Source organism: Pseudaeromonas sp. HNCC25DJ182, assembly GCF_055413365.1.
Window position 1 is genome coordinate 143,953 of sequence record NZ_JBVAYG010000005.1, and the last position, 16,858, is coordinate 160,810.

Below are 16,858 nucleotides of genomic sequence, written 5' to 3' on the forward strand. Positions count from 1 at the left end.
GGTATGAGCGAGTTAATCAAGAAAACAGGTCTCGATGTGCGAGCCCAGGATGCCCGGCAGACTCTGAGTGGCTGGTGGGGACGCTGGCGCCAGCAGTCGCGGGACAATCGTTCCGTGTTGGTGATTGCCCTGCTGGCCGCCGTGGTGGCGGCCAGTATCGTGGTGATCCTATGGACCGCCAGTCAGAACTATGTCCCCCTGTATGGACGTCAGGAGATGTACGACACCGCCAATATCCTCGAGTTGCTGGAAAAGGAGCAGGTGCCGTTCAAGCTGGATACCGCCTCGGGCCAGGTATTGGTACCGGAAGCACAACTGGCCCAGGTGCGGATTGCCTTGGCGGCTCGCGGGGTCCGCGCCGCCATGCCATCCGGCATGGAGGGGCTGGATACCAAGGTCGGTCTGGGCACTAGCGAGTTCATGGAGAACATGCGCTATCGCAATGCCCTGGAGGGCGAATTGGCCCGCACCATCATAGGGCTGGATGCGGTTCGCAGTGCCCGGGTGCATCTGGCGATCCCCAAGCGCACCCTGTTTGTCGGTCGGGAGGAAGAGCGGCCGACGGCTTCCGTGATGCTGGACATGGCGGCTGGCCAACAGTTGGAGCGCGGCCAGGTGGAGGCGATTGTCAATCTGGTGGCCGGTAGCATCAGTGGCCTGAAACCCGAAGCCGTGACTGTGGTGGATCAGACCGGACGCTTGCTGAGCGCCGATCTGGCCGATGGCGATGGCATGGGGCAGATGAGTCTGCAGCAGATCGATTATGTGCGCCGTCTGGAGGATTACACTCGCCAGCGTGCCGCCGACATGCTCTATCCCCTGCTGGGGAGTGATAATTTCCGTATTCAGGTTGCGGCAGACGTCGATTTCAACAAGGTGGAGGAGACCCATGAAACCGTGGATCCGACGCCGGTGTTGCGCAGTGAAACCGGCAAGAACGATGACTCGGTGGACAAGATTGCCGCCGGCATTCCGGGCTCGCTCTCCAACCGGCCGCCGGTGACCGCGACTGATGCCGATAAGAGCAAATCGGAGACCAACCCGGCACCGACTGATGCCCGCAGCCAGCGCAGCGAGTTCAATCGCGAGTATGAAAATGGCCGCTCGGTGACCCATACCCAGTTCCAGCAGGGGCGTCTGCAACAACTGCATGTCTCGGTGCTGCTGAACCAGAGCATTGCCCCGAAAGGTGGCTGGAGCAAGGAGCAGTTGGGCGAGATGGAAGCCATGGTGCAGCGTGCCGTGGGCTTTGAAGCGGACCGCGGCGATCAGATCAGCCTGACCAGCTTCCCCTTCACGCTGGCGGCTGTCGATCCGAGTGCCTATGGTGAGGCCTGGTGGCAAAAACCGATCCTGCAAAGCGCCATGCGCTATGGCATTGGCACCCTGTTGTGTCTGGTGTTGGTGCTGCTGGGGATCCGGCCATTGGTCAAGCATCTGGTGCAGCAGAACAAGCCGGCACCGGTGGAGCGCGCCTCGAACGAGGAGCGCGAGTCGGGCTTTGCGAGTGAGCCAACCCTGGGCAAGAGTCAGAACAACATGACGCCGAACATGATGGCGGTGCTGGAAGATATGTTGCCCGGCGAGATGGATTTGCCGCCTCTGGGGCTTGAGGAGTTGCCGCCGGTGGGCAGTGACTATGATGTGCAGCTCAAGCACTTGCAGCTGCTGGTGGATCAGGAAACCACCCGGGTGACCGAGGTGATCAAACTGTGGGTGAATGGCAACAATGATCGATCTTAATATCAACCAGTCTGCCATCGATCTGCAGATTGAAGACCTGGAAAAGGCCGCCATCCTGATGCTGAGCATGGGCGAGGAGTCGGCGGCCAAGATCTTCAAGCGACTGAGCCGTGAAGAGGTGCAGCGCCTGAGCCGCGCCATCTCCAAGCTGCACAATGTCTCGACCATAGAGGCGAAGTGGATCCTCCAGCAGTTCTTTGGCCAGTACAAACAGCAGAGCGGGATCAGCGGCGCCTCGCGCTCCTACCTGCAGCGCACCCTGGACATGGCTCTGGGCCCCAAGTTTGCCCGCAGCATGCTCGATGGCCTGTATGGCGACGAGGTGCAGAGCGATGTGCAACTGCTGCAGTGGGTGCCGCCCGAGGTGCTGGGCCGCTTCTTCGTCAACGAGCATCCGCAGATGCAGGCGGTGTTGCTGGCGTTCCTGCCGTCGGAAACCTCCTCGGCAGTGCTCGACACTCTGCCCCAGAGCCAGCATGACGAATTGCTGTTCCGGGTGGCCAACCTCAAGGAGATCAGTGAGGTGGTGCTGCAGGAGTTGCGCGGCACGCTGGAACGTTGCCTGGCCTACGTGGCCGAGCAGGCAGGCGCCCAGGTCGATGGCGTACGCCAGGTGGCGGATATCCTCAACCGCTATCGCGGCGATCGCTCCCAGATGCTGGAGATGTTGCGGCTGTACGATGCCAAGGTGGCGGGGGATATCGAGAAAAACATGTTCGACTTCGATACCCTCAAGCGGCAGGGTGCCGATGTGCTGCAGCAGCTGTTGCAAGAAGTGCCTTCCGAGACGCTGGCGGTTGCTCTCAAGGGGACCGATGCCCAGTTTCGCAAAGTGGTACTGGGAGCCTTGCCCAAGCGAATGGCGCAGGCCATCGATACCCAGATGCAGGGGCAGGGCTCGGTGTCGCTCAGCAAGGTGGCCCAGGCGCGTGGCGAGATCATGCAGATTGTGCGCAGCATGGTCGAGCAGGGCGAAATCGAGTTCATGTTGTTTGAAGAGCCGGTGGTGAGCTGATGGTCAAATCGCCGCATAGATTGCCGCTGGATGAACATGCCGCCATCCGGCCCTATCGCTTCCCGGCTCTGAGCCCGAACTTGTCCGGAATGCCTAAGGCGGATCCCCAGCAAGCTTTCCAGCAGGGTTATCAGCAAGGGATGGAGCAAGGGATCTCGGCCGGCCAACAGGTCGGTCACCAGGAAGGATTTCAGCAGGGACTGGAGCAGGGGCTCAAGGAGGGTATGGCCAAGGGGCAGACCCAGGGTGAACGTCAGGGGCGCGCCCGCTTCGAGCAGGCCATGGCGCCGCTGCAAAGCCTGATGAGTCGTTTGGCCGAGTGGGAACAAGCCCAGCTCGCCAGTCAGCAGGCCTTACTGCTGCAACTGGTGGAGCAGGTGGCGCAGCAGGTGGTGCAACATGAGTTGCTGCAGGCCCCCGAGCAGCGTGCCGCCTTGGTGGCGCAGGTGCTGGCTCGTCTCCCTGCAGAGATAGGGCCGCTGAAGATCTGGCTGCATCCGGACGATGTCGCCGCGTTACAGGCGGTCGGGGTGCGGGAGTGTCAGGGGTGGCCCCTGCTGCCGGAGCCCGCGCTGGCGCGCGGCGATTGCCGGATCGGCAGTCCGGAGAGCACGGTCGAATCCCTGTGTGCCGATCGTCTGGCTCAATCCATGGCCCATGTGCGGAGTGTCTTGACCGAGGCGCCATGTTAAGCCGCTGGCAAGAAGGTCTGGCGCGGCTGCAAGCACCGCTGCCGGGGATTGATGTGACCCGTCACTATGGTCGTCTGGTCCGGGTGACCGGCTTGACGCTGGAGGTGACCGGTTGCCAGTTGACGCTGGGACAACGTTGCCGGGTTGCCACCCGGGACGGACGCCAGTTGGCGGCGGAGGTGGTGGGGTTTGATCGGGAGATCGCCTACCTGATGCCGCTGGAGTTGACCCGGCAACTCTACGTGGGGGCCCGGGTCGAACCCCTGGACCACGAGGTCGAGCTGTGGCTCGGTGACCATCTGCTCGGACGGGTGGTGGATGGTCTGCTGCAACCCCTGGACGGCCTACCGCTGGCGCAGCGGGGCGATCCGGCCGTGCTGATTATGACGCCGCCCAACCCGCTGCTGCGTCAGCCGGTGACCGAGCCGCTGGATGTCGGCATCCGGGCTATCAATGCCCTGCTGACCCCCGGCAAGGGACAACGTCTCGGACTGTTCGCCGGCTCCGGGGTCGGCAAGAGTATGTTGCTGGGGATGATGACCCGTTATACCCAGGCCCAGGTGGTGATCGTCGGTCTGATAGGCGAGCGGGGTCGGGAAGTTCGGGAGTTTATCGACCACTGTCTGGGGCCCGAGGGGCGCCGCAAGGCCATCGTGGTGGCGGCTCCGGCCGATCAGTCGCCGCTGCAGCGGCTGCGTGCCGCCCAGTTGTGCCATCGTCTGGCCGAGTATTATCGGGATCGGGGTCAGGATGTGCTGCTGCTGATGGACTCCTTGACCCGTTATGCACAAGCCCAGCGCGAGATCGGCCTGGCTCTGGGTGAACCTCCGGCGACCCGGGGGTATCCGCCCTCGGTGTTTTCTCTGCTGACCCAGTTGGTGGAGCGGGCGGGCAATGGCGAGCAGGCCAGCGGCAGTCTGACCGCATTTTATACGGTACTGGCGGAGGGTGATGATCAGCAGGATCCGATTGCCGATGCGGCGCGGGCGATCCTGGATGGTCATATTGTTCTCAGTCGCCAGCTGGCCGAGCAGGGGCACTATCCGGCTATCGATATCAATGCTTCGGTGAGCCGGGTGATGCCCCAGGTGGTCGCGGCCGAGCAGTTGGAGCTAGCCACCCGCTTGCGGCAACTGTCGGGGCGCTATCAGCAGGTGCGTGAATTGCTGCCGCTGGGCGGCTATCAGGCCGGGCTGGATCCCGAGATGGATGAGGCGGTGCGCCGTCATCCGGCCCTCGCCCGTTTCTTGCAACAGGGGCTGCAGGAGCAGAGTCCATTTGCCCGGAGCCTGCAGGATCTGCAGCAGGTGTTGAGCTGATGCTGGTCCGTTATCTGGAGTTGCAGCGCACCGAGCTGGAGCAGTTGGGCAACCAGCGCGGCCAGATCCTGCAGCGCATCCAGCGTGAGCAGGAGCGTGAACAGACCCTGGCGCGACTCCTGGCCGAGATGGGTGAGGGGTTGGATCTGCGGCAATTGTTGATCCGGGAAAATTACTACCATATGCGACGCCAGATGGAGCGCCTCTGGCTGTTGCAGGTAGATAAGGTGGCGCTGGCGCGTCAGGATTTAAGCCATCTGGAAGGGCTGCTTCGCGCGCAGATTGGCAAGGTCAAGGGGCTGGAGCTGCTGTTGCGCCAGCGGGCCGACGCGGTGCAGTATCGGCAGAACCGCCAGCAGCAACAGCAGATGGATGAGTTCAATAATCAGCGATTTGGCCGCTGACGGCGCCTCTTGGGAGTATGGGCGCTGCAGCGCCCTGGCGTTGGATTTAATACCCGGCGTTGTGGCCCGTAAAGAGACCCGGGGCGTAGTCGTAGTTGGGTTCGCCATGCAGCATGCGCTGGATGACATCGTACTGACAACGCAACAAGCGGCCATTGACTTCATTCTGTTGCTGGCATTGCTGCAATAGCTTGCACAACCGATTCCAGATCGGTTTCAGGCGTAGCTTGAGTGCTGGTGGCAGTTGCCCCAATAACACCGTCATACCCTGTTCATCGGCATTGATCCCCAGCAAGCCCAACTGACGGGTGCGCTCTACCGCCGATCGTTGCAACTTGGCGACCATCGACTGATGGGCGTGGTTCAGCGCCGTGATGGCGGCCGTATCCCGATCCTTGAGCAGCTGAAATTGCTGTTCGAGCAGGCGTTGCAGTTCGGTGTAGTCGGCGATATCGGTTTGTATCCCCAGGATCAGGCTCTTGATGATCTCGCTACGGGTCATGAGCGGTGCATCTCCAGGATTGCTTCACTCAGCGCCTGGGTGTCCAGTACCAACTCACCCTTGGCGATCGCCTGCTGCAATTGCTGCACCTTCTCCATATCCACATCGCTGGTCGTTGCCAGCTCCTGCTGGGCGGCGTCGAGCCATAAGGCATCGCTGCTGACGCTACTTTCCGGGCTCTGGTAGCGGCTTGTGGTGCTGGCAACGGTTTCCCCGGCGGCCGCGGGTCGCGTGATGGCGCTGGATGATAATGCGCTGCTGGTGAAGTTCTGGGCATCCTGGGTAATTTTCATGCCGCTCTCCTGCAAATAAGTGTGCTACCTGAAAAGAAGCGACTGTGCCGGCGGAAAACTTGAGGCCCTCCTGCTTCCGCCCCGTTGCCCACGCCTGCCCGGTTTTCGGCGTGACCGGTGCACGGGCCATTCTGATCTCTCAAAAGCGGGTTTCGACCTCTCCGGCGGCGGTAACAGTGGCTTGCACTTCCTTATTACTCGTTACATTGCGCACGGTAATACTCTCCCCGAGTTCACCATCGGCCAGCGCGATGCCGCGCATACTGGCGCTGAACTCCGGGGTGCGCGCATAGAGGGTGACCTCCTGTCCCTTGTGGACCAGCAGGGGCGCGCCCAGATCGGCGGTGCTGAGCAACTGGCCGGCGCGGACCTTGCGCAAGGTGCGATAACCGAGCAGAGATTGCTGGATGGGGGTGAAACTGCGGAACAAACGATCCACGGTGACGTTTTGAGGCTGCAAATCGGTCGCTTGCAGCACTTGTCCCTTTTTCAGGCTATGCCGGGCCACCCACAGCTCCAGACTCAGACTGACATCTACTCGTCCCCGGGTCTGCCAGGCGGGGGATGCCGGACAACTGAGTTGATAGCTGAGTCGGCCCCAGGGTGGTGCCTGCGGGTTACTGCGCTGGATCTGCAAGGGCTGGGGGCAGGGCGGCAACTTGCTGGCTCCCTCGGGGAGCCAGGGGCTGTAGTGCACCTCGAGCGCCTGCCAGCCCAGCGTGGTCAGTTGTTGTTCCAGCTCCTGACGCGCCTGCTGGCTGAGGGCCTGCAGCAAGGCGTCAGGCTCGCTGGGAGCCGCCAGACACCCAAGCGGAAACAACAACAGCAGACTCAGGGCGAGCCGACGGCACCCAGCCGGAAGTCGGGCTTCCGCGTGCGGGTGACTCGATACTGATTTATCACATAACCTGTTGATTTATATGGCCTCGAATAGCTGGCACGACTCTTGTTAACTCGATTCTGGCAGAGAGTCATGCTCAGCTCAACAGGAGGAAGGAATGGCACTAAGTCTGGACGATGCGCTGGGGGTTTCACCCTATGCCCTGCAGACCAAGCTGGATCGTGCGCAGGTGATTGCCAGTAACCTGGCCAACGTCGATACCCCGGGCTATCTGGCCCAGGATCTGGACTACCAGGCGGTGATGAGTGATGTCGCCCGTCGTCAAGGTCAAGGCGAGACCGTGAGTGCCGCCAGTGATGCGGATTTGCTGTATCGCATCCCCTATCAGACCTCCCAGGATGGCAACACCGTCGAGTTGCAGGTTGAACAGAGCAAGTTTGCCGCCAACTCGGTGGCCTTCGACACCAGCCTGACCTTTCTGAACCTGAAAATCAAAGGGCTGACCACGGCCATCGAAGGAAGCTAAACCATGTCATTCGACGCGATTTACGACATTGCCGCCAGCTCCATGCGTGCCCAGACGGTGCGCCTGGATACCGTGGCCTCCAACCTGGCGAACGCCGATAGTGCTGCCGGCAGCGCCGATGCCGCTTATCGGGCGGTGCGCCCTGTGTTCCAGTCGGTCTATCAGCAGGTGCAGGAGTTGGGGCAACTGGGGGCGGCCAGCGTGGCGATCGCCGATGTGATCCCGAGTAATGACAAACCCCTGCAGCGTTACGAGCCGAACAATCCCCTGGCGGATGCCGATGGCCATGTCTACTACGCCAATATCAATACGGTGGAGGAGATGGCCGACATGATGAGTGCCTCGCGCAGCTTTGAAAGCAGCGTGGAAGTGCTCAAACGGATTGGCACCATGCAGCAGGGGCTGCTGGGTCTGGGTGAGCAGAGCTAAGGAGTACCGTAGTGACTATTTCCGTCGTATCAACCAGTAGTTCCACCACCAGCAGCAGCGATGAGGAAACCGTAAGCTCCAGCAGCACCTCGGACGAGCTGCAGATCGAGTTTATCGATCTGCTGGTAGCCCAGATCCAGAACCAGGATCCGACCGATCCCATCGACTCCAGCACCTATGTCAGCCAGCTCTCCCAGCTGAGCATGGTGCAGTCGCTGGAAGATCTCAGCAGTTTGCAGACCACCTCCAACGATTTGGTCGAGGATCTAACGGCGCTGCAGAGCACCAATCTGGTCGGGCAGAGTGTTCTGGTTGAAAGCAGCTCCACTACCTTGAGCGCCGATGGTTCCCTGAGTGGCCAGGTGACTCTCGACAGCGCCGCCGACAGCCTGACCATCAGTGTCTATGACGCGGATGGCACCCTGATCAGCAGCGAAACCAGCAGCAGTCCCAGTGCGGGGACCTACAGTTTCAGTTTCGATGATCTCGGCGCCGGAACCTACACGGTGACCGCAGTCTCCAGCGCCGACAGCACCACCACCAATGAGACCACGTATCTGAACTCCGAAGTGGAGTCCGTCACCCTGGATGATGACGGTGTCCAGCTTCAGGTTTCCGGCGCCGGAACTGTGGCGCTGGACGATGTGGTTGCCGTCTCCAAGACTTAACCCGAAGGAACCCTATTTATGTCTATGTACTCCATTGGTATGAGTGGTCTGCTGGCAACGAGCGACGCGCTGGATACCGTCAGTAACAACATCTCCAATGCTTCGACTGCGGGCTATAAATCCTCTTCCACCTCGTTTTCTGCCATCTACAGCGGTGGACAAGCGGGCGGTGTGGAGTCGTCCACCGTGACCCAGAGCTTCTCCAGCGATGGCTCCCTGGTGGAGTCCGGTAGCGATCTGGATCTGGCCATCTCCGGCAGTGGCTTCTTCGTGATCAGCGATGGCCAGGAAACGGCCTACACCCGGGCCGGTAATTTTTCGGTGGATTCCGATAACTATCTCCTGGCCAGCAACGGCTGGAACCTGCAGGGCTATGCCGTCAATGCGGATGGCGAGCTGGAAGAGGGGCAGGTGACCGATCTGCAGATCACCACCACCACCCTGGCGGCGGAAGCGTCGACCACGCTGGAGCTGGAGGCCAACCTCAACGCCTCGTCGACCACCATCACCGACAGTTTCGATATCGATGACAGCAGTACCTATAACTATTCGGCCACCTCGACCCTCTATGACTCGCTCGGCTCGGAACACACCCTGAGCCAGTACTATGTCAAAACCGGCGATAACAGCTGGTCGGTTTACTACAGCGTGGATGGTACCCAGCTGACGGATTCCAGCGGTGCTGCCGTGACGACGGCATTGACCTTTAACGAGGATGGGACCCTGGCCTCACCGACTACCGCGACCAGTCTCACCTTCAGTGCCGACGGCGCCGATGATGTCACCATCAGCGTGGATTACGGTGAGTTCACCCAATATTCGATGGACTCCACCACCACCACCAACGAAGCGGATGGTTACACGGCGGGCACCTTGTCGGATGTCTATTTCGATGATGAAGGCTACCTCTACGCCACCTACAGCAATGGCGAAACTCTGCTGCAAGGTCAGGTGGTATTGGCCACCTTCGTCAACGTCGATGGCCTGGAGCAGGGCGATGGCACCATCTGGTATGCCACCAAGGACTCCGGCAATGCGGTGCTGAGTACCGCCGGGGATGGCATTGCCGGCACCCTGACGGTCGGCTCTTATGAGGATTCGAATGTCGACATTACCGAAGAGCTGGTGGATCTGATGGCGCTGCAGCGCAACTACCAGGCCAACTCCAAGGTGCTGTCGACCGCCGATGAGCTCTCCAGCGTGCTGTTCAACACCTTCTGATAACGGATAACCAGTGGAAAAAGTCATCTATACCGCCATGTCGGGAGCCCAACACTCCCTCATGGCCCAGCAGATCCATGCCAATAACCTGGCGAACGTGGATACCACCGGCTTTCGCGCCGACTTCGAGCGGGTCAGCTCCACCGCCCTGCAGGGGGATGGCTTTGACAGCCGGGTATTGGCCAGCGAGCTGACACCGGGCACGGATTTCAGTGCCGCGGCTCTGGTCAGCACCGGACGTACCCTGGATGTCGGTATTCGCGGCAGCGGTTGGTTGGCGGTGCAGACCGCCGCAGGCGAAGAGGCCTATACCCGGGCGGGCAATATGAATGTGGAGTCCGATGGCCGCCTGACCGTGAATGGCCGCGCCGTATTGGGCGAGGGCGGCGAGCTGGTCTTGCCCGATTACCGGGATCTGGATATCGGCAGCGATGGCACCATTACCGTGACCCCTCCGGGTGGCGGCGCGCTGATCGAAGCCGGGCGTATCAAGTTGGTCAATCCGGAGACCAGCCAGTTGGTCAAGGGCACCGATGGCCTGTTTCGCCTCGACAGTGGGGAGACGGCGGAGAGCGACGAGAACGTGATCCTGGCCAGTGGTCATCTGGAGGACTCCAACGTCAACGCCGTCGACGAGATGATCCAGAGCCTGCAGATGACGCGCAATTTCGAGCTGCAGGTCAAGTTGATGCAGAGCTCTGACGAGCAGGCGAAATTGGGTAACGAGATGATTTCGGCCTGAGCCGCACAGCAACAGGATGATGAGTAGATGCAAACAGCCTTATGGGTAAGCAAGACCGGTCTGGCGGCGATGGATGCCAAGCTGACCACCATTTCCAACAACCTGGCCAACGTGGATACCACCGGCTTCAAGAAGGATAGGATCGCGTTTCAGGACCTGTTCTATCAGGTGCAGGTGCAGCCGGGTGCGCAGCTGGATCAGCAGAATGAGTCGCCCAGTGGTATCCAGCTGGGGAACGGGGTGCGGGTGGTCGGTACCCAGAAGGTGTTTACCACCGGGGATTACGAGACCACCAGCAATCAGCTGGATCTGGCGATCAACGGTCAGGGCTTCTTCCAGGTGGAGCTGCCCAACGGTGAGACCGCCTACACCCGGGATGGCCAGTTCCAGGTCAACTCCGACAGCGTGGTGGTCAACGCCTCCGGGCTGCCCTTGCTGCCGCAGATTACTGTGCCGGAAAACACCACCGCCATCAGTGTCGGCACCGATGGCACGGTTTCCGCCACCATCAGTGGTCAGGCCGAGGCGCAGGAGCTGGGCCAGGTGACCTTGGTCAATTTCGTCAATCCGGCCGGCTTGGCGGCCACCGGCGGTAACCTGTATCAGGCCACCGAAGCCTCGGGGGATGCGGTGGAAGGGGTGCCGGGCGAGGACTCTTTCGGCGCATTGAAGCAGTATGCGCTGGAAAACTCCAACGTCAGCGTGGTGGAGGAGATGGTGGATATGATCGCCACCCAGCGCGCCTACGAGATGAATGCCAAGGTGGTTGCCGCATCCGACGAGATGCTGCAATACGTCTCCCAGAATATGTAAGCGGAATATCGCCATGAGATGTTGCATCCTTTTGCTTCTGCCCCTGTGGCTCGCCGCCTGTTCCAGCTATGAGGTGATCCCGCCTGCCGATGACGAGGCGCAGTGGCGACCCACGGCACCCGTCAGCACCACGAGCAAGGGCGAGGATGGCAGCCTCTATCGCCGCGATTACATGTTTACCCTGTTTCAGGACCGCAGAGCCTACCGGATCGGTGACATCCTGACCGTGACCCTGGAAGAGAGCACCCAGTCGAGCAAGAAGGCGGCGACCCAGCTCGGCAAGAGCAGCAGCCTGGAGTTGCCGACCCCGACCATAGGCGGCAAGGCGAAGAACAGCTGGACTACCAGCCTGGAGGCGGATCGGGGCTTTGACGGCTCCGCAACCTCCAGCCAGCAGAACAGCCTGTCGGGGGCCATCACGGTGACGGTGGCCAATGTGCTGAGCAACGGCGTGCTGCAGATCCGCGGTGAGAAATGGATCCGCCTCAATCAAGGGGATGAATACATCCGGCTCAATGGCACGGTTCGGGTCGAAGATATCGATCAGGCCAACCGCATCTCCTCCCAGCGCATCGCCGATGCCCATATCACCTATGCCGGTCGTGGGGCTCTGGCCGACACCAACCAGTCGGGCTGGTTAAGCACCTTCTTCAACAGCGCCTTGTCGCCCCTGTAGGAACCGTTATGAAACCATTTGTTTATGTTGCGCTGGCCTTGTTGCTGGCGCCGGTTCACGCCAAGGTGACCCTGCCGCAGTCGGTACGATCCCGCCCCTTGCTGGATATCGTCGATGTGCAGGGGGTGCGCGATAACTTGCTGGTGGGCTACGGTCTGGTGGTGGGGCTCTCCGGCAGCGGGGATCGCAATCAGGTGGAGTTCACCAGCCAGTCGATGACCAACATGCTCAAGCAGTTCGGCGTGCAGCTGCCGGATGATCTGGATCCCAAGCTGAAGAACGTGGCGGCGGTGTCGGTGCAGGCGCGCTTACCCGCCTTTGCCGGGCGCGGTCAGCAGCTGGATATCACCATCTCCTCGATTGGCGATGCCAAGAGTCTGCGTGGGGGCGCCCTGCTGCTGACACCGCTGCGCGGCATCGACGGCGAGGTCTATGCCGTGGCCCAGGGCAATGTGGTGGTCGGCGGTCTGAAGGCGGAAGGGGAATCCGGCAGCTCGGTGACGGTCAATGTGCCGACCAGCGGCATCATACCCGGCGGTGGTATCGTCGAGCGGGAGATCCCCTTGAACTTCGGCGAGAAGCCGGAGGTGGTGCTGAATCTGTTGAGCCCGAATTTCCGCACCGCCAGTAATGTGGCGCGGGCGATCAATCGGCAGATGGGGCCTGTGGCCCGCGCGGTCTCGGCCGGTCGCATTCTGGTGCGTGCGCCGCAGGATGAGAGTCAGCGCACCTCGTTTCTGGCTCTGCTGCAAGATATCGATGTGGATATGGGACGGGAGCGACCGCGGGTGGTGTTCAACAGCCGTACCGGCACCGTGGTGATCGGTCAGGATGTCCGGGTCAGCAAGGCGGCGGTCAGCCACGGCAACCTGACGGTCAGCATTACCGAGAGCCAGAATGTCAGTCAGCCCAACGCCTTGTCGCTGGGGCAGACCACCACCACCCCCAACAGCAGTATCCAGGTCAATCATCCGCAGCAGAATATGTTCATCTGGCCGGAAGGCACCTCGCTGGAGGTGATCGTGAAGGCGATCAACTCGTTAGGTGCCAATCCGGATGATCTGATGGCGATCCTGCAGGCGTTGCATGAAGCTGGCGCCCTGGATGCGGAATTGATGGTGATCTGACGATGAAAATTGATGCCAATGAGTCAAGCAGCAACCTGAGTTTTTATCAGGATATTCAAGGGCTAAACGCCATCAAGCACAATCCGGACTCGGCTGCGGCACTGGATACGGTGGCTAACCAGTTTGAAGTGCAGTTTTTGCAGCAGGTGTTGCGCGAGATGCGCAAGGCCAACGAGAGCATCACAGGTGACGAGAGTCTGGTCAGCAGTGACAGCGTGCGCTTCTATCAGGAGATGTGTGATAGCCAGTTAGCCATGGTGATGGCCAATCAGGACAGTACCGGTTTACAGGCCACGATCGTCGAACAGATGGGCGGCGTAGTGGAACAGAGGGACGGATCGGCAACAAAGCTGGCCGATCCATTAAAGAGTCAGAAATAGACGGTCGCTTCACCTCTATAACGTCTTTGTATTGCATGCCATGCCGCGATAGGGGTTTTCAGCCATGACCATGATTTCCAATGCCACCTCGGGGCTGATGGCTACCCAGGTGGTGATGAATGCGATCAGTAACAACGTCGCCAATTCCGACACCGATGGCTATAGCCGGCAGACCGTCACGCTCTCCAGCGTGGTATCCGGCGGCGTGAGCGTCAGCAGTGTGGATCGGCAGACCAGCTTCTACCTCAGCCAACAGACCTGGGCTACCACCTCGGATGTGGGCTACTACACCAGCTACAGCGAGTATGCGACCTATCTGGAAGAGCTGATGAGCAGCGATTCTCTGGATATCACCTCCAGCTTGACCACCTTCTATTCGGCGCTCGAAGCGGCCAGCAGCTCGCCGGATGATGATTCCCTGCGCACCGCTGTGCTCACCGATGCCGAGGCGGTCTGTGATGCGGTCAACTCGCTGGCGGGCTACATGGATGAGCTGCAGGGGCAGATCGACAGCCAGATCAGTTCCACCCTGTCGACGGCCAACGATCTGGCGGCCCAGATTGCAGCCCTGAACGACAAGATAGTGGCGCTGCAAAGCTCTGGCGGTGATACCAGCTCCCTGGAAGACAGTCGAGATGCGGCGATCAGCAGCCTGAGCGAGTTGGTGGATATCACGGTTGTGGCTCAGGACGATGGCTCCTACACCATCAGCCTGCCCCAGGGACAGACGCTGGTGAGTGGCAACAAATCCGGTAACCTGGATTACGCCAGCGACACCGGTTTGACCCTGACCTATGGCAAGCAGACCAGCACGGTCAACGAGACGATGTCGGGCAGTCTGGGGGGCTTGCTGGCGTTCAGCAGCGAGGTGCTGGAGCCGACGCAAGACGCGCTGAATGACCTGGCGGCGACCATTGCCGATGAGTTTAATGCCCTGCAGACGTCGGGTTATGACCTCAATGGCAGCGCCGGTACCGAGTTGTTCAGCTATGACGCGGATGATGCGGCCAGCACCCTGGCGATAGCTGACGACTTTAGCGGGGATGACCTGGCCTTCGCGAGCTCGGCATCGGCAGGTACCGGAGACAACAGCAATCTGCTCTCCATGCTGGATCTGCAGGGGGAGCAGGAAGAGACCTACACCGCACTGGTGACCAAACTGGGCCTCATCAGCAGTCAGGCATCCTCGGCACTGACTACCAGCAGCTCGCTGCAGAGTTCCCTGCAGGACAGCTTGTCTTCTATCAGCGGTGTCAATCTGGATGAAGAGGCCGCCAATCTGGTCAGCTACCAGAACATCTATTCGGCCAACTCCAAGGTGCTCACCGTGGCCGATGAGTTGTTCGACACTGTCCTGAATATGTTCTAAGGGAGGCCCCATGCGCGTCAGTACGTCCCAAACCACGGCCTTATTGCTGAAGAGTCTGCAGAGTCAGTACTCCGAATATGCCAATGTGGCCGAGCAGCTCTCGACGGGCTCTTCCATCAATAAACCCTCGGACAATGCTATCGGCTATGCCCGGGTCAGCAATCTGACGTCCCAGCAGACCCAGCTGGAGCAGTACATCGAGAATATCGAAACCGCCAGCAGCCAGCTCAGTGCCTCCGAGACCCAGTACTCGTCGATGACCGATGTGATGGGCTCGATTCGGGATCTGGTGGTGCAGGCGGCCAACGGCACCTATGACAGCGAGGATCTGGCGAATATCGCCACGGAAATCAGTGGCTTGATGGATACCATGGTCGACTTGTGCAACCAGACCGATGCCGGTGGCAACTACCTGTTCTCCGGTAGCCTGAGCGACACGGCACCCGTGGTGTATGACGAGGCCACGAACACCTATAGCTACGCCGGGGATGATTATCAGCGCGAGGTCAGCGTCGGCGATGGCATCACAGTGGCCAGTACCGACAACCTGTCGGACGTCTTCTTTAGTGGCGGCAGCAGCTTTTTTGACGACTTGAATGGCCTGGTTGCCGCACTGGCCAGTGGTGACAACACCACCGCCAGCAGCATGCTGGATACCATCGACAGCGCCAGCTCGAATCTCAGCTCGGCGATTGCCAGTATCGGTGCCCGCTCCAATCAGCTGGATACCCTCTCCAGCGCGCACAGCGAAACCCTGCTCTATAGCGAAGAGCTCAGCGCCTCGATTTCTGAAGCCGATTATGCCGAGACCACCCTGCGCTCCGAGGAGATACTCACCACCTTGCAGGTGACCCAGCAGGTGCTCTCTTCTGTGCTTGGCCTGAGTCTTTTTGATGAACTCTAACCGGGACTGACCCTATGGCGATCACGGCCTCGACTCCGAATACGGACACCACAGCACTGACGTCGGCCTGGCAGCCGACTGTCGAGGGGAGCCGGATCCCGGATGGCAGCCGGACGGCGCAGGATCTGGCCGTTGGTCGTGGTGACAAGAGCGCCTATCTGGATGATCAGGCGGCCGCTACCTCACGCCGTGGCAGCCCGCAGGATGCCTCCTCGACCACCGCCAGCGCTACGACGACGGGTAGTAGTAATACCGCCGAATGGGTGGCCAGGTTCCAGAACTGGTCGATGCTGGGCGAAGCCCAAGCCACGGTGGCCGAAACTCAGGCCAGTGAAGTGGCCCTGGTGCAAACCTATCGCCAGCTGAGTCAGCTCAAGAGCCAGCTCGGTCAGGAGTCCGCCCAGGCGGATGCCCTGTCCCAACGCCTGCGGCAGTTGGACCAGTCGCTGCAGCAACAGAGCAGCCTGGATGGCCAGTTGCAGCCGACGGTGTGGTCCGACAGCGGCAGTTCCCAGAACTATGTGCTGGACAAGGTCGATCTGCTCTCCGCCAAGCCGGCCAACGAGCAGGTGCGCATCTATTTCCCTTCCAGCCGGAGCGGGGCAACCGTCGCCTTGCCTGCCGGGTCGAGCGGGCAAACCGTGGCGGAGAGTCTGGACCAGGCCCTGCAAAAAGAGGGGATTCAGGTCACGCTCAGCGCCAGTGGCCAACTCAGTTTTTCCGCCAGTCAAGGCAATGAGCGCAAGCTCAGTGAGCCGATGCTGATGTCGGGGCAAGGGGTGCGGGTTCCGGCCGGGAATGCGGTGACCGTCCGCTTGAGCGCTGAGCGGAGTACTCTCGCCGAGCTGGCGGATCAGGTGGCTGCGGCCGACAGCAGCCAGCAGCGGCAGCAGGTGCAGCAGCAGATCCAGCAGTTACAGCAGCAAATTCAGCAGACGGTGCAGCAACTTCGCACCTACCGTCAACAAGTCCAGAATCAGGCAGAACAGCAGAGTCGGACGGTGGAGTCCGATTTGAGTCAGGCCGAATTAGTGCAGAGCCAGCGGCAGTTACAACTGGCGCTGGGACAGACCGATTATCAGTCGATCGCCACCACCTTGCAGGCTCAGGCCAATGTCACAGCGCAGACGGTGGTCGCGCTGTTGGCGTGATCCCGCATCTCCGCGATGTGAGCGATTGGACAACGCGGAGAAT

General features: G+C 60.7%; 20 protein-coding genes. 17 read left to right on the forward strand and 3 right to left on the reverse strand.

Translation table 11 applies throughout. The annotated features are described in order from the left end of the window. Positions 1 to 3: 3 nt before the first annotated feature. The 5 genes from fliF to ACZYUB_RS06135 are packed head-to-tail and all read left to right on the forward strand — an operon-like array spanning position 4 to position 5,173. A complete protein-coding gene (gene fliF / locus ACZYUB_RS06115; RefSeq protein WP_463946390.1) occupies positions 4 to 1,743 on the forward strand; it encodes a flagellar basal-body MS-ring/collar protein FliF in 1,740 nt (579 codons plus the stop codon). Then, positions 1,730 to 2,758 carry a FliG C-terminal domain-containing protein gene (locus ACZYUB_RS06120; protein ID WP_463946392.1) on the forward strand — a complete coding sequence of 343 codons (1,029 nt, stop codon included), beginning with the start codon at positions 1,730 to 1,732 and terminating at the stop codon, positions 2,756 to 2,758. The genes fliF and ACZYUB_RS06120 overlap by 14 nt, the downstream gene beginning before the upstream one ends. Continuing rightward, entirely contained in the window at positions 2,758 to 3,450 is a 693-nt protein-coding gene (locus ACZYUB_RS06125; protein WP_463946394.1) for a FliH/SctL family protein, read from the forward strand. The genes ACZYUB_RS06120 and ACZYUB_RS06125 overlap by 1 nt, the downstream gene beginning before the upstream one ends. Further along, complete coding sequence (locus ACZYUB_RS06130) at positions 3,444 to 4,769, forward strand: FliI/YscN family ATPase (RefSeq protein WP_463946396.1); 1,326 nt, start codon at positions 3,444 to 3,446, stop codon at positions 4,767 to 4,769. The genes ACZYUB_RS06125 and ACZYUB_RS06130 overlap by 7 nt, the downstream gene beginning before the upstream one ends. Beyond that, positions 4,769 to 5,173, forward strand: a complete 405-nt coding sequence (locus ACZYUB_RS06135; protein WP_463946398.1) for a flagellar protein — start codon at positions 4,769 to 4,771, stop codon at positions 5,171 to 5,173. The genes ACZYUB_RS06130 and ACZYUB_RS06135 overlap by 1 nt, the downstream gene beginning before the upstream one ends. Before the next feature lie 46 nt (positions 5,174 to 5,219). Here the strand turns inward: ACZYUB_RS06135 and ACZYUB_RS06140 are convergent, their stop codons facing one another. The 3 genes from ACZYUB_RS06140 to flgA all read right to left on the reverse strand — a co-directional run bounded on the left by ACZYUB_RS06140 (position 5,220) and on the right by flgA (position 6,791). After that, positions 5,220 to 5,675 (reverse strand): flagellar protein FlgN, encoded by a 456-nt coding sequence (locus ACZYUB_RS06140; protein WP_463946400.1) that lies wholly within the window; start codon positions 5,673 to 5,675, stop codon positions 5,220 to 5,222. Further along, positions 5,672 to 5,968, reverse strand: a complete 297-nt coding sequence (flgM, locus tag ACZYUB_RS06145) for a flagellar biosynthesis anti-sigma factor FlgM (protein ID WP_463946401.1) — start codon at positions 5,966 to 5,968, stop codon at positions 5,672 to 5,674. Before flgM ends, ACZYUB_RS06140 begins: the two co-directional genes overlap by 4 nt. 139 nt (positions 5,969 to 6,107) lie before the next feature. Further along, positions 6,108 to 6,791 carry a flagellar basal body P-ring formation chaperone FlgA gene (gene flgA, locus ACZYUB_RS06150; protein ID WP_463946403.1) on the reverse strand — a complete coding sequence of 228 codons (684 nt, stop codon included), beginning with the start codon at positions 6,789 to 6,791 and terminating at the stop codon, positions 6,108 to 6,110. 175 nt (positions 6,792 to 6,966) lie between these two features. Between flgA and flgB the strand changes: the two genes are divergently transcribed. The 12 genes from flgB to ACZYUB_RS06210 all read left to right on the forward strand — a co-directional run bounded on the left by flgB (position 6,967) and on the right by ACZYUB_RS06210 (position 16,815). Further along, a complete protein-coding gene (flgB, locus tag ACZYUB_RS06155) occupies positions 6,967 to 7,335 on the forward strand; it encodes a flagellar basal body rod protein FlgB (RefSeq protein ID WP_463946404.1) in 369 nt (122 codons plus the stop codon). A 3-nt stretch (positions 7,336 to 7,338) separates the two neighbouring features. After that, positions 7,339 to 7,764 (forward strand): flagellar basal body rod protein FlgC, encoded by a 426-nt coding sequence (gene flgC / locus ACZYUB_RS06160; protein ID WP_463946406.1) that lies wholly within the window; start codon positions 7,339 to 7,341, stop codon positions 7,762 to 7,764. An 11-nt stretch (positions 7,765 to 7,775) separates the two neighbouring features. Further along, complete coding sequence (locus tag ACZYUB_RS06165) at positions 7,776 to 8,432, forward strand: flagellar hook assembly protein FlgD (RefSeq protein WP_463946408.1); 657 nt, start codon at positions 7,776 to 7,778, stop codon at positions 8,430 to 8,432. Between the two features lie 18 nt (positions 8,433 to 8,450). Further along, positions 8,451 to 9,653 carry a flagellar hook protein FlgE gene (locus ACZYUB_RS06170; protein ID WP_463946409.1) on the forward strand — a complete coding sequence of 401 codons (1,203 nt, stop codon included), beginning with the start codon at positions 8,451 to 8,453 and terminating at the stop codon, positions 9,651 to 9,653. A 13-nt stretch (positions 9,654 to 9,666) separates the two neighbouring features. Next, a complete protein-coding gene (locus ACZYUB_RS06175) occupies positions 9,667 to 10,395 on the forward strand; it encodes a flagellar basal body rod protein FlgF (RefSeq protein WP_463946411.1) in 729 nt (242 codons plus the stop codon). Between the two features lie 27 nt (positions 10,396 to 10,422). Continuing rightward, complete coding sequence (flgG, locus tag ACZYUB_RS06180) at positions 10,423 to 11,208, forward strand: flagellar basal-body rod protein FlgG (protein ID WP_463946412.1); 786 nt, start codon at positions 10,423 to 10,425, stop codon at positions 11,206 to 11,208. 13 nt (positions 11,209 to 11,221) lie between these two features. Continuing rightward, positions 11,222 to 11,884: a flagellar basal body L-ring protein FlgH gene (gene flgH, locus ACZYUB_RS06185; RefSeq protein WP_463946414.1), complete on the forward strand. Its 663-nt coding sequence runs from the start codon at positions 11,222 to 11,224 to the stop codon at positions 11,882 to 11,884. An 8-nt stretch (positions 11,885 to 11,892) separates the two neighbouring features. Beyond that, positions 11,893 to 13,011 (forward strand): lateral flagellar basal body P-ring FlgIL, encoded by a 1,119-nt coding sequence (fgIL, locus tag ACZYUB_RS06190; protein ID WP_463946416.1) that lies wholly within the window; start codon positions 11,893 to 11,895, stop codon positions 13,009 to 13,011. 2 nt (positions 13,012 to 13,013) lie between these two features. Further along, entirely contained in the window at positions 13,014 to 13,391 is a 378-nt protein-coding gene (locus tag ACZYUB_RS06195; protein WP_463946417.1) for a rod-binding protein, read from the forward strand. 64 nt (positions 13,392 to 13,455) lie between these two features. Then, complete coding sequence (gene flgK, locus ACZYUB_RS06200) at positions 13,456 to 14,760, forward strand: flagellar hook-associated protein FlgK (protein WP_463946418.1); 1,305 nt, start codon at positions 13,456 to 13,458, stop codon at positions 14,758 to 14,760. A 10-nt stretch (positions 14,761 to 14,770) separates the two neighbouring features. Continuing rightward, positions 14,771 to 15,664 carry a flagellar hook-associated protein FlgL gene (gene flgL, locus ACZYUB_RS06205; protein WP_463946420.1) on the forward strand — a complete coding sequence of 298 codons (894 nt, stop codon included), beginning with the start codon at positions 14,771 to 14,773 and terminating at the stop codon, positions 15,662 to 15,664. A gap of 14 nt (positions 15,665 to 15,678) precedes the next feature. Next, the gene (locus tag ACZYUB_RS06210; protein WP_463946422.1) at positions 15,679 to 16,815 is read left to right on the forward strand and encodes a hypothetical protein; all 1,137 of its coding nucleotides are present in this window, start codon (positions 15,679 to 15,681) and stop codon (positions 16,813 to 16,815) included. The last annotated feature ends 43 nt before the right edge of the window (positions 16,816 to 16,858 follow it).

Excerpts from the sequence above, each read along its gene's own strand:
- ACZYUB_RS06170 (WP_463946409.1), top strand. The coding sequence starts at position 8,451 with ATGTCTATGTACTCCATTGGTATGAGTGGTCTGCTGGCAACGAGCGAC.
- flgM (WP_463946401.1), bottom strand. The coding sequence starts at position 5,968 with ATGAAAATTACCCAGGATGCCCAGAACTTCACCAGCAGCGCATTATCA.
- ACZYUB_RS06120 (WP_463946392.1), top strand. The coding sequence starts at position 1,730 with ATGATCGATCTTAATATCAACCAGTCTGCCATCGATCTGCAGATTGAA.
- flgK (WP_463946418.1), top strand. The coding sequence starts at position 13,456 with ATGACCATGATTTCCAATGCCACCTCGGGGCTGATGGCTACCCAGGTG.
- ACZYUB_RS06140 (WP_463946400.1), bottom strand. The coding sequence starts at position 5,675 with ATGACCCGTAGCGAGATCATCAAGAGCCTGATCCTGGGGATACAAACC.
- ACZYUB_RS06210 (WP_463946422.1), top strand. The coding sequence starts at position 15,679 with ATGGCGATCACGGCCTCGACTCCGAATACGGACACCACAGCACTGACG.
- flgH (WP_463946414.1), top strand. The coding sequence starts at position 11,222 with ATGAGATGTTGCATCCTTTTGCTTCTGCCCCTGTGGCTCGCCGCCTGT.
- fliF (WP_463946390.1), top strand. The coding sequence starts at position 4 with ATGAGCGAGTTAATCAAGAAAACAGGTCTCGATGTGCGAGCCCAGGAT.
- flgC (WP_463946406.1), top strand. The coding sequence starts at position 7,339 with ATGTCATTCGACGCGATTTACGACATTGCCGCCAGCTCCATGCGTGCC.
- flgB (WP_463946404.1), top strand. The coding sequence starts at position 6,967 with ATGGCACTAAGTCTGGACGATGCGCTGGGGGTTTCACCCTATGCCCTG.
- flgG (WP_463946412.1), top strand. The coding sequence starts at position 10,423 with ATGCAAACAGCCTTATGGGTAAGCAAGACCGGTCTGGCGGCGATGGAT.
- ACZYUB_RS06130 (WP_463946396.1), top strand. The coding sequence starts at position 3,444 with ATGTTAAGCCGCTGGCAAGAAGGTCTGGCGCGGCTGCAAGCACCGCTG.
- flgL (WP_463946420.1), top strand. The coding sequence starts at position 14,771 with ATGCGCGTCAGTACGTCCCAAACCACGGCCTTATTGCTGAAGAGTCTG.
- ACZYUB_RS06195 (WP_463946417.1), top strand. The coding sequence starts at position 13,014 with ATGAAAATTGATGCCAATGAGTCAAGCAGCAACCTGAGTTTTTATCAG.
- ACZYUB_RS06125 (WP_463946394.1), top strand. The coding sequence starts at position 2,758 with ATGGTCAAATCGCCGCATAGATTGCCGCTGGATGAACATGCCGCCATC.
- fgIL (WP_463946416.1), top strand. The coding sequence starts at position 11,893 with ATGAAACCATTTGTTTATGTTGCGCTGGCCTTGTTGCTGGCGCCGGTT.
- ACZYUB_RS06135 (WP_463946398.1), top strand. The coding sequence starts at position 4,769 with ATGCTGGTCCGTTATCTGGAGTTGCAGCGCACCGAGCTGGAGCAGTTG.